19 protein-coding genes and 2 pseudogenes are annotated in these 18,880 nt (G+C 68.5%); 10 read left to right on the top strand and 11 right to left on the bottom strand.

Going from position 1 to position 18,880, the window contains the following annotated elements:
- The 4 genes from ACFRKB_RS28655 to ACFRKB_RS28670 form a co-directional block, all read left to right on the top strand.
- Nucleotides 1-1,444, top strand: a 1,444-nt coding sequence (locus ACFRKB_RS28655; protein ID WP_383109429.1) for an IS200/IS605 family accessory protein TnpB-related protein, incomplete at its 5' end; no start/stop codon positions are given.
- A 417-nt stretch (nt 1,445-1,861) separates the two neighbouring features.
- Nucleotides 1,862-2,017 (top strand): hypothetical protein, encoded by a 156-nt coding sequence (locus ACFRKB_RS28660; RefSeq protein ID WP_383109430.1) that lies wholly within the window; start codon nt 1,862-1,864, stop codon nt 2,015-2,017.
- Nucleotides 2,018-2,414: 397 nt separating this feature from the next.
- Nucleotides 2,415-3,590: a serine hydrolase domain-containing protein gene (locus tag ACFRKB_RS28665; RefSeq protein ID WP_383109431.1), complete on the top strand. Its 1,176-nt coding sequence runs from the start codon at nt 2,415-2,417 to the stop codon at nt 3,588-3,590.
- A gap of 68 nt (nt 3,591-3,658) precedes the next feature.
- Entirely contained in the window at nt 3,659-4,084 is a 426-nt protein-coding gene (locus ACFRKB_RS28670; protein WP_383109433.1) for an alkyl sulfatase C-terminal domain-containing protein, read from the top strand.
- Between the two features lie 586 nt (nt 4,085-4,670).
- Here ACFRKB_RS28670 and ACFRKB_RS28675 read toward each other — a convergent pair.
- The 6 genes and pseudogenes from ACFRKB_RS28675 to ACFRKB_RS28700 form a co-directional block, all read right to left on the bottom strand.
- Nucleotides 4,671-5,267: a hypothetical protein gene (locus ACFRKB_RS28675; protein WP_383109434.1), complete on the bottom strand. Its 597-nt coding sequence runs from the start codon at nt 5,265-5,267 to the stop codon at nt 4,671-4,673.
- A gap of 319 nt (nt 5,268-5,586) precedes the next feature.
- On the bottom strand, nt 5,587-6,015 hold the full coding sequence (locus tag ACFRKB_RS28680) for a DUF4240 domain-containing protein (protein ID WP_383109435.1): 429 nt from the start codon (nt 6,013-6,015) through the stop codon (nt 5,587-5,589).
- A 213-nt stretch (nt 6,016-6,228) separates the two neighbouring features.
- Nucleotides 6,229-6,675 carry a hypothetical protein gene (locus tag ACFRKB_RS28685; protein ID WP_383109545.1) on the bottom strand — a complete coding sequence of 149 codons (447 nt, stop codon included), beginning with the start codon at nt 6,673-6,675 and terminating at the stop codon, nt 6,229-6,231.
- Nucleotides 6,608-7,099, bottom strand: a complete 492-nt coding sequence (locus ACFRKB_RS28690) for a transposase (RefSeq protein WP_383109532.1) — start codon at nt 7,097-7,099, stop codon at nt 6,608-6,610. The genes ACFRKB_RS28685 and ACFRKB_RS28690 overlap by 68 nt, the downstream gene beginning before the upstream one ends.
- 18 nt (nt 7,100-7,117) lie before the next feature.
- A pseudogene (locus tag ACFRKB_RS28695) lies at nt 7,118-7,213 on the bottom strand (hypothetical protein); the annotation flags it as partial.
- 286 nt (nt 7,214-7,499) lie between these two features.
- Complete coding sequence (locus ACFRKB_RS28700) at nt 7,500-8,411, bottom strand: LysR family transcriptional regulator (RefSeq protein ID WP_383109436.1); 912 nt, start codon at nt 8,409-8,411, stop codon at nt 7,500-7,502.
- A 133-nt stretch (nt 8,412-8,544) separates the two neighbouring features.
- On the opposite strand from ACFRKB_RS28700, the gene ACFRKB_RS28705 reads away from it, so the two are divergent.
- The 4 genes and pseudogenes from ACFRKB_RS28705 to ACFRKB_RS28720 form a co-directional block, all read left to right on the top strand.
- Entirely contained in the window at nt 8,545-9,795 is a 1,251-nt protein-coding gene (locus ACFRKB_RS28705; RefSeq protein ID WP_383109438.1) for a pyridoxal phosphate-dependent aminotransferase, read from the top strand.
- A gap of 526 nt (nt 9,796-10,321) precedes the next feature.
- Entirely contained in the window at nt 10,322-10,672 is a 351-nt protein-coding gene (locus tag ACFRKB_RS28710) for a hypothetical protein (RefSeq protein WP_383109439.1), read from the top strand.
- A gap of 74 nt (nt 10,673-10,746) precedes the next feature.
- Nucleotides 10,747-11,181 carry an SUKH-3 domain-containing protein gene (locus tag ACFRKB_RS28715; RefSeq protein WP_383109440.1) on the top strand — a complete coding sequence of 145 codons (435 nt, stop codon included), beginning with the start codon at nt 10,747-10,749 and terminating at the stop codon, nt 11,179-11,181.
- Nucleotides 11,182-11,233: 52 nt separating this feature from the next.
- Nucleotides 11,234-11,575: pseudogene (locus ACFRKB_RS28720) on the top strand (helix-turn-helix domain-containing protein); the annotation flags it as partial.
- 70 nt (nt 11,576-11,645) lie between these two features.
- Here the strand turns inward: ACFRKB_RS28720 and ACFRKB_RS28725 are convergent.
- Genes ACFRKB_RS28725 through ACFRKB_RS28735 form a run of 3 tightly spaced genes read right to left on the bottom strand, consistent with a single transcriptional unit; the run spans nt 11,646 to nt 14,339 of the window.
- Nucleotides 11,646-11,978, bottom strand: coding sequence for a hypothetical protein (locus ACFRKB_RS28725; RefSeq protein WP_383109441.1), 333 nt, complete (start codon nt 11,976-11,978; stop codon nt 11,646-11,648).
- A gap of 40 nt (nt 11,979-12,018) precedes the next feature.
- Nucleotides 12,019-12,771 (bottom strand): aminoglycoside phosphotransferase family protein, encoded by a 753-nt coding sequence (locus ACFRKB_RS28730; RefSeq protein WP_383109443.1) that lies wholly within the window; start codon nt 12,769-12,771, stop codon nt 12,019-12,021.
- On the bottom strand, nt 12,768-14,339 hold the full coding sequence (locus ACFRKB_RS28735; RefSeq protein ID WP_383109533.1) for a transposase family protein: 1,572 nt from the start codon (nt 14,337-14,339) through the stop codon (nt 12,768-12,770). Before ACFRKB_RS28735 ends, ACFRKB_RS28730 begins: the two co-directional genes overlap by 4 nt.
- Before the next feature lie 172 nt (nt 14,340-14,511).
- Here ACFRKB_RS28735 and ACFRKB_RS28740 point away from each other — a divergent pair, with 172 nt between their 5' ends.
- The gene (locus tag ACFRKB_RS28740; protein WP_383109444.1) at nt 14,512-14,874 is read left to right on the top strand and encodes a hypothetical protein; all 363 of its coding nucleotides are present in this window, start codon (nt 14,512-14,514) and stop codon (nt 14,872-14,874) included.
- Nucleotides 14,875-14,977: 103 nt separating this feature from the next.
- Here the strand turns inward: ACFRKB_RS28740 and ACFRKB_RS28745 are convergent, their stop codons facing one another.
- Nucleotides 14,978-15,496: an SRPBCC family protein gene (locus ACFRKB_RS28745; RefSeq protein WP_383109445.1), complete on the bottom strand. Its 519-nt coding sequence runs from the start codon at nt 15,494-15,496 to the stop codon at nt 14,978-14,980.
- A gap of 55 nt (nt 15,497-15,551) precedes the next feature.
- Between ACFRKB_RS28745 and ACFRKB_RS28750 the strand changes: the two genes are divergently transcribed.
- Nucleotides 15,552-16,151 (top strand): TetR/AcrR family transcriptional regulator, encoded by a 600-nt coding sequence (locus ACFRKB_RS28750; RefSeq protein WP_383109534.1) that lies wholly within the window; start codon nt 15,552-15,554, stop codon nt 16,149-16,151.
- A 228-nt stretch (nt 16,152-16,379) separates the two neighbouring features.
- Here the strand turns inward: ACFRKB_RS28750 and ACFRKB_RS28755 are convergent, their stop codons facing one another.
- Nucleotides 16,380-18,464, bottom strand: coding sequence for a beta-galactosidase (locus ACFRKB_RS28755; RefSeq protein WP_383109446.1), 2,085 nt, complete (start codon nt 18,462-18,464; stop codon nt 16,380-16,382).
- Nucleotides 18,465-18,880 lie beyond the last annotated feature (416 nt).

The following is an 18,880-nucleotide window of genomic DNA, read 5'->3' on the forward strand; positions in this document are numbered from 1 at the left end:
CAGCGATCAGTGGGCACAGCGCAAGCGCGCCTTGACCGGACGGTCGTCGTCGCGGTGGGCGGGCAGCATCACGAAGGCGACGCACGATCAGTGGGCGCTGGCCCGGCGCTGCCAGCTTGCTCACATCCAGTCCCTTGAGGCCGGTATCCGCGTGATCGCGCACCGCCTGTCGCTGCCCGTGGGAGCCAAGGGCAGCAAGCGGGCGCCGGGCGGATACCGCACCGCGCGGGAATGGTTCGCCAAGACCCGGCGCCTGCACGTGCTGGAGGACCGGCTGGCCGGCGAGCGAGCCGACCGCGAGGCCGGGCGGGTGCGCGTTGTACGCGGCGGTAAGCGGCTGATCAACAACCGGCACAACCTGACCGCCGCCCGGTTGGCTGAGCAGGAGTGGCGGCAGCGCTGGGAAGCCGACCGCCGGTTCCTCGCTGCGGACGGCGAGTCCGGGAAGCGCTACGGCAACGAAACCATCCGCGTCACACCCGGCGGAGAGGTCTCGGTCAAGCTGCCCACGTCGCTGGAGCATCTGGCCAACGCACAGCATGGCCGGTACGTGCTCGCCGCGAGAGTGTCGTTTGCGCACCGGGGCGAGCAGTGGCGCGACCGCGTCGAGGCAAACCGGGCCGTGGCCTACCGCATCCACGAAGACGCCGTTCGCGGGCGCTGGTACCTCACTGCGTCGTGGACGATCCCGCCGGTCAAGACGGTTCCCCTGGAGGCGGCCCGCGCCGGTGGGCTGATCGGTGTGGACACTAACGCCGACCACCTGGCGGCCTGGCGCCTGGACAGGCAGGGCAACCCGCTCGGCCAGCCGCGCCGGTTCGACTACAACCTGTCCGGCAGCACGGACCACCGCGATGCCCAGGTCCGGCACGCGATCATCCGCCTCCTGCACTGGGCCGCACGGCGCGGCCTGGCCATCGCGATCGAGGACCTGGATTTCGCAGGGGAGAAGACCCGCGAGAAACACGGCCGCAGGAAGCGGTTCCGCAAGCTGATCTCCGGCATGCCCGTGTCCAGGCTGCGGGCACGGCTCGTATCGATGGCAGCCGAGTCCGGTATCACCGTCGTCGCCGTGGACCCGGCCTACACCTCCAAGTGGGGCGCCCAGCACTGGCAGAAGCCCCTCACCAGCAGGACCAGGAAGACCACTCGCCATCACGCGGCAGCAGTGGCGATCGGAAGGCGCGCCCTGGGACACTCGATCCGGCGACGGATGGCACCGCCCCCGCACGACCAGAGCGATCGTGCGGGGCATCGGACCGTCCAGGCCAACTCGGGTGTCCCAGGGCGTGAGGAACCCCGCCCCCGCATACCCGGATCACGCACACGATGCGCTGACGCCGGGTGCGGCGAGAACGCGGGGAACCAGGGCGCCCAACACCGTTCGGGGCGTCCGGCTGAGCACGGGGCCTGGCAACAGGACTCACTCCCGCTCAGTCTTTAGGCACGGTCTCCCTCAGCGCCCGCCGAACGAGCACCGTCGCCCCCGACGCCCGCGAGGGCTGCCGTGGAACCAGGCCGTCGTGCCGCCGCGGGCGCTCTCCCAGTTCACCGTGGCGAGTCTGAACGGCTCCTGGTGCGTCATTTCGGGCCTTCTCGTTCCGGAGCCGCCCCTCTGGGCCCTGGTCACGGCGGCATTGACCGCCCGAGGGACAACCGGGCACGCCATGGCCGGTCCGACGGAGGCTCGCGCCGGACCGGCCACCGCTTCGTCATCGGTGCAGGCCCGTGCTCGTCGTCGGCGGCAGACCGATCACGCGGCGGGCGGCAGCTGGACGGCCCGCAGGTTGCGGCTCGCCCGCCACCCCGACACGAACGAGGTCATCGCCGACCGCGGCGACTCCTACTGCACCCCCGCCCAATGGGCCCAGCCCGCCCCCATGGCCTGGAACCGGCCATCGACGTCCACCCAGACCAGCGCGGCATCCGCCCCCGGCCCAACGACGGAACCGTCATCATCGACGGCACCCTCCTCACCGAAGCCCTCCCGCACCCACCGCGGGACCTGCCCGGCTGAGCGCCAAGATCCCCGACAGAGTCAAGCCGAAGTCCGTGATCACGAGTTTGGTGCATCAAGGCGTCCCGCAGGATGCGTTCGCAGAGGCGTCACACTTCCGGTCGGAGTTGTACGTGTGTCTGACTGCTCGGCGCGATGCATTGTTCGAGTTGTGCGACACCCTGTTGTGCACGGACGGACGTTACGACGTGGGCCGAGTCCTGGCCACCGGCGAGCCGTACAGCCGCCCCACCCACCACGAGACAGGCACCAAAACCCGCAGAACAGGCTGACATACGACAACGAGGATCAGCACACTGAGCACCGGTGCCGGGGCTGGTGTCCATCCAGCTGGCACCCGTTCAGCCAGGGGGTGGACTGGATGGCTGGTGACATGTGATGTCCGTAGCGTCGAGTCGTGATCTTTCACCGCTTATGGTTATCAACTGCTGCGCTGTCGCTGGCTGTGTCGGCTCTACCATTCACCGCATCCGCGGCAACGACACCTTCTTCTGCTGCGGGTTGGTCTGTGCAGCGTGGCGCCGACGCACTGCGTGACGCCGGGGTCACGGGGGTGTCGGTCCGTCTGGAAACCCCGCAGGGGACCACCACGGCCCGGTCCGGCGTAGGGGACATGGCCAGTAACCATCCGGTCCCGAAGGACGGCTATCTACGTCTGGGCAGTACCACCAAAACGTTCGTGGCCACCGTCGTGCTGCAACTGGTCAGCGAGAAGCGGCTGTCCCTCGACCAGACTGTGGAGCAACTGCTGCCCGGCACCGTGTCCGGGGTCGGTAACGACGGCCGGACCATCACGGTCCGCGACCTCCTGCAGCACACAAGTGGTCTGCACGACTACATCTACGACGTGTTCCCCGAATCGAGTGCTCAAACGTACTACGCCAACCGGTGGCGCACCTACCGGCCCGAGCAGCTGATCGCCAAAGCCATGCGTCATGAGCCTGCTTTCCCGGCGGGAACACGATGGGCTTACTCCAACACGAACTACGTCCTCGCCGGAATGATCATCGAGAAGGTAACCGGCCTTTCCTGGGAACAGCAGGTCCACGACCGCATCCTGCGCCCTCTGAGTCTGCGTCGCACGGAAACTCCCGGCACCTGGCCCTTCCTCCCGGATCCGCACGCGGCCAACTACCAGCAGTTCACCGCGGACGGCCCGATGGCCGACACCACGATCCCCTACCGCCCCTTCGACAGTGGGGCCGACGGCTCGATGACCGGCACGGCCCGTGATCTCAACCGCTTCTTCACCGCCCTGGCCACCGGATGGCTGCTGGGACCCGCTGAACTCGCTGCCATGCGGACAACCGTTCCGGTGCCGCAAGACAGCGGCCACCCGGCCGGCACCCGGGACGGCCTTGGACTGTTCTTCACCCCCTTGTCCTGCGGCGGTGGCTACTTCGGGCACGGAGGAAGCGGCTTCGGCTACGTCATCCGCACCGCCGTCACCACACACGGACGGCGCACCATTACCGTCTCTGCTCACAGCCGCTCCGCAGACCCGGACACCGCGATCCGCCAGGAAGACGCACTGCGCAACCTCATCGACCAAGCCCTCTGCCGTACGCAGTGAAAATGCTCGGCGCCATAGCCGATCAGATTCAGAGCGGGAGACAACCTGACGGACGTTTGGCTCCACGGGTGACCAGCGCTCCATCAGCTGTTTCGACGGCGGCCCCACTCACCTGTGGCAGCACCCGCCCCCAAGCGCAGGCCGTCCTGGCCCCCGCACTCAATGTCACCGAGGTCTTCGACAGCCTCGCCGTCCTCGTCAACGTCATGGAAGCCTCGAAGACAGGAGAGCTGAGCACCCTGTGGAAGTTCACCGACAACGGTGAAACCGCATGCCGCTGTTCCAACGGCACCCTCATCTACTACCCGGACCCCAAGGACACCACGGCGGAACTGACCTTGATCTTCTCCCGCACGAACCTGCCCGCAGTCCTCAACGCGAACGGTTCCCTGCCGAAGAACGTCCGTCACCACGGTGAGCCAGGAGTACTGAAACGCCTGCTGGCCCTCCTGCACAAGCCCGAGCCGGCACGATTCGCCATCGTCACTCCCTGACGATTGATCCACGGCCTCACCCGACCCGCGCCGCCCCCAGCCACAGCCACTCGTGTCCCGATGCCCGCAGGCCCTGAGTACCCCGCCCGAGTGAGTAGCACGGCGGATGGGCCGCACGGCAAGACCGACGTCGGATCAGCTACATGACGGCGACGCCCTCGTCCTCAACACCCACGCCGGCCCGTGGAAGAGACCCCCTCCGAGTCTGGTCCGGCCTGTGCGCCGCCTTGTCCGTCCGGGCGATCCCGGCCGCCGGAGTGCTGGCGCCGGCCTCGGAACGGGCCTCGCGCTGCGTGACATACGGGGAGAACTGCATCCCGGCGCTCCCTGGCTGGCTGTTCGGCTGGGCCGCCGGACTCTCGGCCGTAGCTAGCGCCGTCGCTCTCGCGGCACCCGCCGCACGCCTGCGGTGAGGCGCACTCGCTCTCCAGGTCCTCGCGGAGGGCACCTGCCTCCTGCCGGTCCTCAGCCACGCGTGACCAAGCGGGGAGGGTGGGACAGCGCAACCAGTGGGCCGTTGCGGGGGGAGGAGGGCACTCTCCGCTTACGTGATCCGTCGGCCCCTCGCTTCATGGAAGCCGCAAGGCTAGTAAGGCCCTCCCCGAAAGAGAGCACTCCCACGCGAACGCGGCCGGTCACCCCTTCGATACGCGGCATCAGAACGCTGCTCTGCCGATGAGCGATCGGCCAGAGCCCGCAACGCCCCCAGGCCGGCCAGGACTTCGGAACGGTTGTCCGCCCGCTTCATCCACACGGGAATCCGCGGGACCATCGCCGTCGTCGGCGAAGCGACACGCTGCCGCAGCACCGCGCCGACGAAAGCGCCCAGCTCATTGATGTGTTTCTCGTTGTACGCCCACAGGATGTGCCCGACGCAACGGGTCTGCAGCCACAACGGCTGCCGGAAGAACGGATCCTCGGTGCCCCCTACCGCCGCGCCCATGAGTGCGGCCCCCTCCGCTCTGGCTTCCCATTCGTCGGTGGCCCCGCATGCAGTGCACACAAGACGGCGCGGCATGAACATCAGCTCACTGAAGAACCGAGCCTTCTCAAGATCAGGCCGGGGCACGACGAGAGCGCGACTCCCGCACCGCGGACACACCACCAGAAGGCGGTCTGTGAACTGTGCCAGCCACTGTCCCGAATCGACGTGACGCGGCGGACGGCCCGGCTCGGAATCCATAGCGAGCACCATCGCACACACGCCGCGAAGCCTTCGGATGTGGGCTTCCACCCCACAGCTCCGCCGCTCTTGCCCGCTGGTCAGAGCCTCAGCCCCGCTCGTCCAGAAACGGACACATAGCTGTGCCAGCCGGCGTGCTCGGCCTGTGCGGCACCCCTCCGAAACAGACTGTCCATACAGGTCAGCGAGTTGTGTGAAACACCTGCGCGTACGGCGCGGACGATCCGGCCGGCTTTATCGAGCAGTAGCGGGATCAGGCACAAAATCCGTGAGGAGGATCAACGGCTTCAACTTCGTCGCCAGACGTGAGCGACGGCGTTCAGTCAGCCCATCCCGCGGTGTTCGAGTACGACTCATAGGAGTAGCGGGTGTTGCGGCCCCATTTCTCGCCGGTGATGCGTTCGTATGCATGGTCCGGTGCGTAGAGCAGGCTCTCGGCCCAGATGTGGTCGGTGGCGTACGGGACAAAGTCCGCAGGATCTCGGATGACGCTTTCGAACGCGGTGCGGCCGGCGGCGACGACCGCGCAGCGTGTGTAGAGGAAGGCGTCGCCGGACAGCCCCTCTCCGTGTTCCTTGCGGTCCAGACGGTAGAGCGTCCACGACAGTTGTTCGGCGAAGCCGGTGACCACAGACAGCGGGGACTGGGCGAGGCGGTCGCTCAATTCAGCTGCAAGCCGTTCGGCGTCAGGGTCCGGTCCCGTGGGCCTGCACTCTTCGATGAGCTGCCAGAAGGCGTCTTCGTTCATGCCGGTGAGCATGACGTACCGGTCTGACACTACGGCTGCGGTGTCCCCCTGTTTCCTGCTGCCGTCAGGAGGACACGTTGGTGGAGCAGGGGGAGCTTGACTCGTCCGAACATCTGGCGTTTGATCATCTTGATGTGGTTGACACGGTCTTCCACCGGACCGGAGTTCCAGCAGGTGGTCAGGCCCTGAACGACAGGTGCTCGGGGTGCCGCATCATCCAGCCGGTGACTTGACGGACGCCCGGAGGTGCTGGGGCGACAACTCGTATTCGTAGCCGCCGCCGCGGTCGCAGATAGTCGCTGATCGTCTGGTCTCGGCGCGGGCGGTGCGACGCACGGTGTTGCCGCCCCTGTGCAGTTCCCGGGCCATCTCGCGGATGCCGTGTCCCTGGTCCAACAGGGCGTGGACGGTCGCATGGCGTTCGCGGTTACGGGCCTCGATGGGCGACATTTCCTTCTCGGCGTCCGCGTGATCGGCAACAGCGTCGTTCGTCAGGCCCTCGTCACTGACGGTAGCCGACTTCAGGCAGTTGTTGTGGCGGCGCACGCTCCGTTCGACGGCCGTGCCGAGGTTCTGCCGGAGGTGGAAACGGTCAGCGATTTGGATGGCGTTCGAGGCAACGGTGCGGGCGGCTCTCGGCGTAAGAACCGGCGCGATCACGGCAGATGATCTCGGAACCGGGATGTTCCCGCAGCCATATGGCCAGGGTCGCAGCATCACGGCCGGGCAACAGGTCCAGAGGCCGACCGGTCTCGCAGTCGATGAACACAGTGCCGTAATGCTGTCCGCGGCGGGTGGCGAAGTCGTCGACGCCCAGCACCTTCGGAACGGTCCAGGCCGGATCGGGTAGGGCCATCACCGTCCGTAATAGTGCCGTCCGGCTCACCCGAGCGCGCAGAAGAGCAGCGAGACGGCTCCAGGCCCGGCCGGCGAGCGCGACGGTGACAGCCTCCAGAACTCGCCGGGCGGCAGGCGCACGACGGCCGTAGCGAACGGTCAGCCCCTCGACCTGCTCGGCAAACGTACGCCGTGAACAACGAACGTTCGCGCAGTACAGACGCCGCACGGTCAACTCGATCAGCACCGGTCGATCTCCAACCGGCGTGTCGGCAAGGCATCTTCCATACGTACTGTGCACCCGCTTGGACATCACCGCACATCCAGGGCAGGCGACCTCAGCCACCCGAGTTCTCGCCATCAGGCGAATCACTCCGCACTCGAAGAACACACGCTCCAGCAGTAGCGCGCTGAGGTGTGGAAACAGATCACCGACGAGCTCATCACACCGCACCACGGTCCCAGATGACGCCACGTCACCGAGACCGAACCCTGTTGATCCTCCTCACGGAATGTGTGCCTGATCCCAGCCGAGAGCATCCGCGACGACAGGGGCGGGCAGTTCGAGGAACTGCTGCCGGTCGGGGGCGCTGCGGGCACGGGCGGCGTCCAGGCCCTCACACCGCGCCGTACGAGTTCGTTCCTGCTCAGTGTTGACTGCCGAGGGCCTGGTGGGCGGCGTGGAGGCAGGCGGTGATGGCGGGGTCTTCCTGGGTGGTGGTCCGGGTGAGCGCCAGGATGGTGCGCTGCATGCGGGGAGCCAGTCGCAGTCCGGCGACGCCTGCTTGCTCCTGGGCGAGGCCGGCGGGCAGGAGGGCCACGCCGGCACCGGTAGCGACGAGTGCGGCCAGGATGTGGAGTCCCTCGAATTCCCAGCGCCGTGGGGGTGTGGCGTTGATGTCGGCCAGATACCGGTCGCCCGCGGCTCGGGAGAGTTGCCCGACGGGGGCGCACAGCCAGGTCTGGTTGTGGACGATCTGTCGCAGCCGTGCGGCGGTGACCGGGCCGGGCTGCTCGGCGAGGGGGCGGTCCTCGGGGATCGCCAGGACGATGTCCTCGCGGCGCAGACGGTGGACGGACAGACCGGTGCTCTCGACTGGTGGGTGCGCGGACCAGTCGTCGATGACGGCGAGGTCGTAGCGGCGGTCCAGGACGGCTGCGGCGGCGGTGGTCGAGCCGGTCTCGTGAGCGACGACGTTCAACTCGGGGTGCGCGCGTTGCAGCGCGGCCAGGTGGGGAGCGAGAGCGGGGGCCAAAGCGTGGATACAGCTGACGGTCACCCGGCCGCTGACGGTGCCGATGCGGGCGCGCATGCTGCTGTGAGCGGTTTCCGCGGCAGCGAGGATGCGTGCGGCGTGCTCGGCCAGTTCGCGTCCCGCGTCGGTCAGACTCGCACGCTGGGCGGTGCGCTCGATCAACGCGATACCGGCCTCCCGTTCCAGAGCGGCCAGTTGCTGGGAGATCGCCGACGGCGAATATCCCAGGTCGGCGGCCGTGGCGGTGATGGTGCCCCGGGCAGCGAAGCGGTGCAGGATTTCCAGCCGCCTCAGGTCCAGCATCAGCTCTCCTTAAAGCCCCCAACACGTTTTCGCGCTGTTGCTGATGCTACGCCTCGGGCACGCTGGGCGTGTGCCCGGCAGAGCGCTGCGGCACCACGACACCGGAGCTCGGTACCGATCAGGACGGTTCCTCATGACGACCCACTCCGCCACGCTCGCCATCGACGAGGCCGTTCACGCCCGCCTCGAAGCCGGGCATGACGTACTCCATCTGGGATTCGGGGAGGCCGGGTTGCCGGTCCCACCGGGCCTGGCCGAGGTACTCGCCGACGCCCACCTGCGCAATGGGTACGGCCCGGTTGCCGGCTCACCACAGGCCCGGACCGCCGCTGCGGGCTGGTTCACCAGACGCGGCCTGTCCACCGAACCGGGCCAGATCCTCTTCGCCCCAGGCAGCAAGACTCTGCTCTTCGCCCTGCTGGCCGCGATCGGCGGTGACGTAGTGCTGCCCTGCCCCTCGTGGGTCTCCTACGCGGCCCAGGCCGCCCTGCTCGGCCGTCGCGTCATCTCCGTACCCATCCCAGCCGAGGCCGGCGGCATTCCCGACCCCGAGCTGCTGGAACAGGCCCTGCGACAAGCCGCTGCGAACGGGGCCCGACCGGGCGTACTGGTCCTCACCATCCCGGACAACCCGACCGGCACCATCGCCCCCGACGAGCAGGTCGAGGCGGTCTGCGCGATCGCCGACCGACACGGCCTTGCGGTCATCAGCGACGAGATCTACGCCGAACTCAGCCACCGAGGCACCGCCCGCAGCCCGGTGCACCACCTGGCCGAGCGCACCGTCGTCACCACTGGGCTGAGCAAGTCCCTGGCCCTGGGCGGGTGGCGGATCGGCTTCGCCCGCACCCCAGCGGGCCGCTGGGGACAGCACCTGCAACAGGAACTGACCGGTATCGCCAGCGAGATCTGGTCCAGCCTGGCCGCACCCATGCAAGCCGTGGCCGCCCACGCCCTGAGCGAACCGCCAGAGGTCACCGCACACATCGCCGCCGCCCGCCGTCTGCACGCCCGCATCGCCACCGAGGTGCACACCCGACTGCTCGCGGCAGGAACACAGTGCCGCCCTCCCCAGGCCGGCTTCTACCTCTACCCCGACTTCGCCCCCGCACGTGAGGTTCTGCGCGTCCAGGGGATCACCATCGGCACCGACCTGGCCACCGCCCTGCTCGACCGGCACGGCATCGCCACCCTGCCCGGCAGCGCGTTCGGCGAACCCGCCACCGCCCTGACCCTCAGGCTCGCCACCAGCCTCCTGTACGGCGCCACCCCGGAGCAACGCCACATGGCGCTGACCGCGGAAGACCCACAGAGCCTGCCCTGGGTCGCCCCCGCCCTGACACGCCTCAGCGCAGCACTGAGCGAACTCACCGCCAGCCGATAGCGCCACCATCACAGGTGATCCTTTCGGTCACCCCGCCTCACTCTTCGCCCGCGTCCGACACACAAGGTCACCGGCGCCCTGGCCCAAGATTCGTAGGTGCCCGGTCCCTTGCGCAGCGATCCACCGACCATGGACGGCCCCCTTCGGCGGCCAGCCGCCCTGACGAGCGGCTGGCCGTCCCACGTTCTTGGACACGACAGTGCCGTCGTTTCTCATCGAGATCCGTGAGCCAAGTGATCACTAACTGGCTCCGGACGCGGTCGGCGCATGTTGTTCTTATAGATCAACGAAGCCAATCCGGCCTTGGGAGCGTGCATCCTCACTTTCTGGCCGCCGCCTACAGTTGCGGCCGGCCCGTTGAAGCCGCCCGTTGAAGCCGAGTCCATCACCACCGCGGTCCTCAGCGCGGTACGCGGCAAGGTCTCACCCCGCGTGGAAGCACTCGTCTGCGCCCGCCGAGCCCGTGCCCGCTCCACGGCGTCGCAATCCGCCCGGCGTACGAGCACGATCCGAAACCAGCGGGAACGTGACCATCCTCGACCTCCACCGGGAAGTCACCGTCGGCGGCTTCCGAGGCCAATACTCCCTCGTCCGCGACTGGATCCGGCGCGATCTGCCGCAGCAGGAAGGCTTCATTCCGGCTGCGCCCCCGCCGTCGGTGCGACAGGTGACCGGCTGGATCACCCGCCACCCCGCCACCCTCACCGAAGTGGAGAAGCTGCGCCGCAAGGCGGTACTCGACCGCTGCCCGGAACCCGTGTCCGCCGCAGAGCTGACCAGTTCGTTCGCCGAGATGCTCACCACACTCAGCGGCACCTGCCGGCACGTGTCGCGCCGCCCTGTAATGTGCGGGTCCGCACCTGCCAGACTTGCGTGAAAGCAGGTTCGCTGAGGAGACGGGGTGGGCGCATAGAGCGCATCGGTGGATTGTTGACGGGCTGCGGGTCCTCGGTGTTGGAAGCGCTCAGGACCGCCGGGTGGAGATCAGGACGACGGATCGACCCAGAGACCTGGACACAACAACTCATGGCGGCGGGGTTCAAGTTCAACGACGTAGCGACAGCGGTTTGGGCAGAGTTCGGCGAACTGACGATCGAGAGTTCTCCGGCTCGTGTCCCTTCCTCGTCGCTACGCCTGGATCCCGTTGACGCCTGTATCGACGCGTCTGCGGAGGCACAGAGGCTGAGGCGCCAATTCGGGGAGAACTACAGCCCTCTCGGCATGTGGTCAATCCAGTACAGGTCATACGTGGCGGCGAGCGGGCGTGTCATCGCCGTGGGACCGGGCATCCTGTGGGAACTGGGCACCAGCTTCGCAGAGGCACTGATCTACGTGGTGGATGGCGATGGCGGTGCCGATCGTGCCGAGCGGGCAGCCTGGCTGTGACTCCTTCGCATACCGTCTCAGGAACGATCCCACCAGGTGAGATGATCTTACGGTGTCTGGTGTGATCACGGCGTTGGAACCGTCCTGGATAGCCCCGTTCACCGGGCTGAGCCCGCGTGTCTTCGGCAAGCTGGTGACGGCCCCGTGCCGCGAAGGTGTGGATCCGGTCCACGATGGCCGCCCGTGGTCTCTTCCGCTGGAGGACCGTGTGCTGCTGGTAGTGGCTTACTGGCGCACGAACTTGACGTTGCGCCAGCTCGCCCCTCTCTTCGGTATCTCAAAGTCCGTGGCCGACCGCATCATCGAGCACCTCGGCCCATTGCTCGCGCTGCAACCCCGCAGGCGGTTCCGCAAGGACACTGTGCTCATCGCGGAAGGCACCCTTGTGTCCACGGATAAGCGAGCCGCCTGCCCGGAGGACGGGCACGTTCCGACTAGCCGGACGATCAATTGCGGGACAGCCCTTAGTCACCCATGAACAACAAGTAGCTGCCTGGCGTCGTTTCACATACTTCAAGGAGCTCGGCAAGGTCGAGCAGAGCCGCTTTCTGCTGCTCGTCAGCACACCCCCGCGTCAGGGCGGCGATTTCCTGGCGGGCGACTTGAGCCTCCTGTTCGTTGAACAGCGTGTCGCCGTAGGGATCCACCCATCCGAGCTTGCCCGAGCCATGCCGGTCAAGGGTTCTCAGCACCCTCGCCAACGCTTCACCGTGCTCGTAAGAGCCCCGCAGCAAGGTGTCCCGGGATGCCCCCTTTCGCGCGGGTCGCCCCGAGTGCAGCTCCAGCTCAATCCCCATGTTCCCTCCTTCGGCCTCGGACACCGAAGTTTCGCAGAGATCATTTGTCAGGCACGGCCCGGTCGGGCGCCGTCAGGATGACCGCCAGCTCGTCGGCCAGCGCGACGAGCCGATCCAGCTCCGCTCCCTGCCGGGCCCGGCGGAAACCGCGGCGGCGCCCCGAGAAGGCGGCTTGCACCGCGGAGAGCTGTGCCCAGCGTCGAGCGCGTTCACGATCGAGGCCGGCTGCCTCGGTGAAGATGTCGAGCGTACGGCGGATGGCCGTGCGTAGTTCGCCGTCTTCTACGAGGACCACGGAGCGGGACTTGAGCAGCGTGCCGCAGTCGGACGCGGGGTCCCCTGCCCACCCTTTCGGGTCGGCGGCCAGCCACGGCTCACGGTCCGCCTTGAGAATGTTGCGGGCGTTCAGGTCGCCGTGCACGAGGGTTCCGGGCTGGTCGCGGGCGAGCTCGTGGACGGTCGCGAGCGCGGCGCTCACGATGTACGTCGACAGCACGTGCGGCAACTGGGCAGCGTCTTGGCGCAGTTGTTTTTCCCATGTGTCGGCCTGTTCCTGCAGTCGGGGGAGGTGCGGAGGCGCGGGAGTGGCAAGGCGGCGGCTGATCTGTCCGGCAACCGTTGCCACTTCGTCGCCCGCTCCGGCCTGGGCCAGCGTGAGCGTCCGGGCCCGCTCCAGCAGCATCGCGAACTGCTGGTCGTCGCGTTCGTGCAGCAGGACAGCCCCGCGTCCGCCCCACTCCGCCAAGGCGTCCGGCTCATAGCGGTTTCCGGGGTGCGGGAAGGAGACCTTCAACGCGGTCGGCTCGCCGTCCTTCGGTGGCCGGCAGCGCGGCCAGCCACGGCGCGGCGCGCTCGCCCTCGCGCGCGAGGGTGCTCCGCACGAATAGCTCCGGCGGCTCGATCACCGGGCCCTCCTGCCGAATCCGTTCTCGTGCCGCCGCCCATAGGGGCCCATGTGCCCGGCGCCCAGATGCCTTCCTTCTCGTCCCGCAGGTGCATGAGGACCTCGCCGGCCTCGTTCGTGATCACTACCAGAGTCCCGTACGGGTCGTCCTTGGCCGGGCGGTCTTCTCGCGGGCGTCCCAGCACGCTCAGGACACGGGCGCGCAGCGCGGGGTCGCCCAGCTGCGAAGGGCTGCACCATTCGGCGCCGGAGGCATCCTCGGCCTGCAAAGTTACCTTGGCCGCGGAAGCGAGGGCGGAGACTGAGGCTGCCGCCGCGGAACTGTCTCTGGAACATCCGCAGCTCCCCTTGGCCTCCGCGTCGCCTGGCGACTGAGGTTTTCTCAGCGAATTTGACCTCCTTGAATCCGGTGCTCCGCTCCTCGCCCTGGCCCCTACAATCACACCGTGCTGGGACACAGGAGGAGGGCGAGGACGAGCGCGGGGCGCTCGTCGGGAAATGGGTCGTTCGACGAGACGAGCTGGTGGTGGGTCCCGGCCGGCGTCGTGGTGGGGCTCGCTGTGAGCTGGGGTATCGCCGGGCTCATCGAGGGTGGCTGCAGGCGGGGGCCGCGCGGCGGCTGCGTGGCAGCGGACGGCTACGAGTTGCACGGTTGGGTGCTCTTTCTCGCCGGCGTGCCAGCGATGGCGGTGGTGATCGTTGGAGTGGCCGCCGACTACTGGCCACCCGCACTGGGCCTCGCTGGCGGCGGTGCGGCCGGTGGGCTGTACGCGCTCGCTCAAGGTCGGACGGAACCGCACGTGATCAGCGCGGGCATCTTCTTTGCGCTTGCGATCGCGGCGCCCACTGTGACCTGGTGTCGCCGACGAACCCGTGACGGTGGACGTGCGAGGTCGCGTTGACGGGCACCGGCCACGGTAGGGCACACGAATGGCGCCGCCCGCACCTTGGTAGCCCTTGTCCGCCCAGCAGGCCAGGCCCGCCTCGGTGAAGGCTTCGATGATGCCGTGGGTGCGGGCGGCCTTGATGTCGTGCACTGCACCGTGCAGGGCCGAGGCCCACAGCAGCTTCGCGTGCGGATCGGCGATGACCTGCACGTTCATTCCGGGCTTCTTGTGCTTGCCGGAGTAGTAGGGCCGGTCGGCGGCGATCCGATCGATCGGCAGCAGCGTTCCGCCCAGGATCACGAACGCCTTGGCCGAGGCCGCAGTCACCGCCGTGGCGAGGCCGGGCGCCAGCGCCGCGAGCAGGCCGACGGCTTCCGTGATGTACCGGAACACCGTACTCACGCCCACCTCGAATCCGGCCGCGAGCTGTGCGTAGGTGTGCCCCAGTCGCAGGTGCGCCAGCACCTGCAGTGCCTGGCGGCCGGCGGACAGCTGACGCCAACGAGTCCCGACCGCCGCCCGATGCACGGACAGCCGGTCGGTCAGGAACCGCAGGTGCGGGGTGGACAGGTCGACGACATCAGCGCTGCGGCGTGCTCTGTATAGGCTGGTGCGCGTGGATGTGACGGGGTGTCTTGGGTGTGACCTTCTGACCGGGCGCCGGGAGTTGCCCGGGGGCGTCTTGCACGAAACCGCTGCTTGGGTGGTGAACCACGTCGTCGGGCCGATGAATCTTGGCACCTTGATCGTCGGTCCCCGGGACCATGTCGTGGCCGTCGCGGAGCTCGACGACATGGCAGCGGCGGAGCTCGGCCCCCTGCTGCGCGATACCGCTCGTGTCGTGGAGACGTTGTGCCGGCCTGAGCAGACCTACGTCTGCATGTGGTCGCATGGCTCTGACGCGCGCAAGCACCTGCACATTGCGGTCCAGCCGGTGACCGCCGAGGTGCGGGCCCACTACGGCGGGCTGCGCTCCGAGCAGCTCCAGGCCCGGATGCTGGCGGACGGTGATGAGCCGGACATCACGGACGTCCAGCAGTTCTGCGAGCGGGCTCGCGAGCTGTTCCGAGCGATCACCGACAGCGGCAATGAAGACCGCAGCTGATCATCGGCGCCAGACCGACACCACGGCACAGTCGGGCGAGCATACGCGAGGAAGCACTGCAGTCTTCTCCACCGCGCACCCTCAACGCGAGGTTGGAAAAGGCTCACTGAGGCCGGCGGGGGCGTTCGGGCGCACGGGGTGGTGGTGAATCCGGCCCCGGCTGTGCCGGTGCGGTTGCGTCGTGATCCAGTTCGGTGGCCAGGCGTCGCATGACCGTACGGTTGGCGCGCCGCATCGCGGCCCGGACGACGGGTGCCAGCAGGCGGTCGGCGAGCGGGGCGCGCTCCCAGGCGTACGTGAACGACACGCGACTTCCGCCGGTCCGCAGCGGTTCGATGGTGTAGGTGCCCTGGGCCAGCCGTCGGCCGGCGGCGCTGACGTTCCGTTCGACGATGCGCCGAGGCGGGTCCGCGTCGACGACCTGGATGGTGACGTCGGTCTTCTTGCCGCCCAGCGTGGCTGTGACCGTGGCGCACGATCCGATGCCGCGGCTCGGGCCGCTGTAGCGCCATCCGGTCAGGTAGTGGTTGGTGAATCGCTCGTGGTGAGCCATGACATCGAGGAAGTCATAGACCTGCTCGGGCGTCTGCGGAACATCGATGGACACGGCGACGGACTTCATGTACCACACGGTACACATGGCATGTACCAATTGGTACACTCGCGACGTGGTGAATATGGACAGCTCGCATCCTGAGGGCAAGGCCGCGCTCGGCACGGACGGGGACCGTCGTTCTCAACTGGTGAACGCAGCCGTCGACTACGTCGCGGCACATGGCTTCGCGGACCTGAGCCTGCGCGGCCTGGGCGCCGCGATCGGCGTCAGCCACCGCATGCTGATCCATTACTTCGGCTCCAAGGAAGCGCTGCTCGCCGAGATCGTCCGGACGTCGGAGCAGCGCCAGCGTGATCTGCTGTCGCGGTTCCGTCTGGAACCCGGTCTCTCGCCCTCTGATGCCGCGAGGCTTCTCTGGCGGCAGCTGACGGACCCTCAGCTAGCTGGTCAGGAGCGGCTCTTCTTCGAATTCTGCGGGCACGCGCTGCGGGGCCGCCCCGAAACCGCCCTGGTTCTCGAAGGGTTCGTGAACGACTGGCTGGATCCGCTCATGGCCGCCGAGGTTGCCGCGGGCGTGGACCCCGCCGTGGCACGGAACCGCGCCAGACTGGGGCTCGCCACCGTCCGCGGTCTGTTGCTCGACCTGCTCGCCACCGGTGACCGCGTCGGCGTCGACGCGGCGATGGAGGAGTTCCTCCGGCTGTACTACGGCTCGGAGTGACACAGTCGCCGATCAGGCCAGGCGGCCGGGGCACGTCCAGTAGCCGATGTCCGCGTCGAACTTCACCGGCTGGACGTGCCGGCGAGTTCGGGCGTGGCCCGCGGCGAGGATGTCCTCCCGTCAGGCGGGAACTGCCGCCGGCGCGCTGGCTCTGGGTGTGCTCCTCGCGTCCGACAACGGTCGGCGGGGGATCGCGGCCCCCCCGGGCTCTCCGCTGGGGATGTCCGTTCACCGATCGCGTTCGCTCTCGGTGCCCAGGATGGGTCTACGTCGATGGGCACGAGACTCGGCCGCCGTGCTCGTTTGACGAGCATCCTCGGCCACGACGGCGACTTCGCCCGCCGGGACGGTGATCATGCCCGGTGAACGGGTGCCCGAGAGGACATCGACCCCGGTCGTGGCCACCTGTGCGGGGTGGCCGGTGTGGTTCACGACGAAGAGCCAGGTCATGCCGCCGGTGGTGGTCCGGCGGGTGACCTCCACTCCTTGGCCGGCCCCTTGGACCGGCGCGGCGCAGCCCGCCTGTGCGGCCCATCGGGGAAGGAGCCGCAGGAGGGAGGTGGAGTCCGGGCGGGTGGCCAGGTAGCGGGTGTTGCCGCGGCGGAGGACGGCCGGGCCTCCTTGCGCGGGGCCGTCGATGAACCGGCTCTCCACCTCGGTGCCCGGATCGGGCAGGACACGCTCGGCCCACAGCTGGCCGGTCGCGTCGTCGTCCAGGTGGACCGACGCGCCGGCGGCGAGCGGAAGGTATTCGTCCACCCGCAGGCCGAGCAGGTCACGCAGCGCGCCGGGGTACGGGCCGGGGTGGACACGGTCGTGCGGGTCGACGACTCCGCTGAACGGGCCGACGACCAGGTGGCCGCCGCGTGCCGCGTAGTCCTCCAGTGCCCTGGCCGTGTCGGTGGACAGGGCGTAGAGCGAAGGCACCAGCAGGAGGCGCTGTTCTCCGGGGGCGGGTACCACGTCGCAGGACAGCCCGAGGTTCCACAGAGCGCGGTGCCAGTCACGAAGAACGCCGGAGCAGGTCATGTCGCCGCTGGGCCGGTGGGGCAGTTGCAGGGCCCACATGGCTTCGTAGTCCAGGAGGAGGGCGATGTCGGCGGGCGGGCAGGTGCTGCCGGCGATGTCGGCGAGGCCGGCCACGGTGGTGCCGAGGGCTTTGGCCTCCCGCCAGATCCTGGTGTCCTCTCCGCCGTGGGGAACCATGGCCGAGTGCCATTTCTCCGGGCCGTAGGCGGACTGGCGCCACTGGAAGAACAGGGCGCCGTCCGCGCCGCGGGCGAGGTGGGTCAGCGTGTTGCGGGTCATTTCCCCGGGGGTTTTGGCGACGTTGCGGGGTTGCCATTGCACCGCGGAGGTGGAGTGCTCCATGAGGATCCAGGGCTGTCCGTCCGCGAGACCACGGGTCAGGTCGGCGGCGAAGGCGAGGTCGGCGGCGCGGTCGGGGTCCTCGGACATGAGGTAATGGTCGTTCGAGACGATGTCGACCTCGCGCGCCCAACGCCAGTAGTCGCTCCAGCGGAGCGCGCTCGCCATGAAGTTGGTGGTGACGGGGCGGCCGGGGGAGTGGGCGCGTAGGATGTCCCGCTCCGCGCGGAAGCAGGCCAGGTGCTCGGCGTCGCTGAAGCGGTAGAAGTCCAGCCACAGCCCAGGCGAGAGGCTGCTGGTGCTGGTGCGCGGCGGAATGACCTGCCCCCAGTCGCTGTAGCGCATGCCCCAAAGGGCCGTTCCCCAGCGCTCGTTGAGGGCTTCCAGATCGTCCCCGTAGGTGGTGCGCAGCCAGTCGCGGAACGCGCCGGCCGAGGTCGGGCACCAGCAGTGGGCGTTGCCGTTGGCGTACTCGTTGTTGATGTGCCACATCACCACGGCCGGGTGATCGCCGTAGCGTTCGGCGAGGCGGCGGGTGACCAGCGCGGCGCGTTCCCGGTAGGCGGGTGACGATGCGCAGTACGCCTGACGGGAGCCGGGCGCGAGCGTACGCCCGTCGGCCGTGACCGGCAGCGATTCGGGGTGGGCGTGGGAGAACCACAGTGGGGGTGCGGCGGTTGGTGTGGCCAGGTCGACGGTGATGCCCGACGCGTGCAGGAGGGCGATGACCTCGTCGAGGCCGGAGAAGTCGAAGACGTCCGGCCCGGGTTCGATCCAGGACCAGGCGAAGACACCGAGGGTCACCATGTTGACGTCGGCCTCGCGCATCAGGCGGACATCGGTTTTCCAGGTCGCTCTGTCCCACTGCTCGGGGTTGTAGTCGGCGCCGTAGGCGGGGCGTGGCAGGCGGCCCCATGCGGGACGCGGGCGGTCGGATCGCGGCATGGCGAAGCTCCTGAGTCCTGAGCTGCGAAGTGCGGGGTCGAGAAGTACGGCGTCGGTCGGGGCAGTTGTGGGCGCGGGAGAGTGGGGAGCGGACCGAGGCGTGGGATTCGCTGGGGCCCGTCGGTGAACCAGGGGCGCCGCGGCCGGGGCACGGAGCTGTCGCGGCCGGTGGTGCGATCGCAGGGGTTGCCGGGACGTCCCACAGAGCGGCGGTGGAGGCTTTGCCGGTCACTGCCCGCCGCGGGGTCCAGGAGGCGGCGGTCCATGCCGCCCACGACGAGCGCGCTCAACTTAGGCGGGCCGCGTGGAGGTGTCAATGCGTGTGCGTGTGCCGGTGGCGGCCCCTCGTAACAGTCGTAAGGCTGCCGTCAATCCGAACTCCGCAGGTCGGCAGTTCGGATGATGCCCCGTCAGCC

This window comes from Streptomyces scopuliridis (assembly GCF_042790125.1).
Lineage (GTDB): Bacteria > Actinomycetota > Actinomycetes > Streptomycetales > Streptomycetaceae > Streptomyces > Streptomyces scopuliridis_A.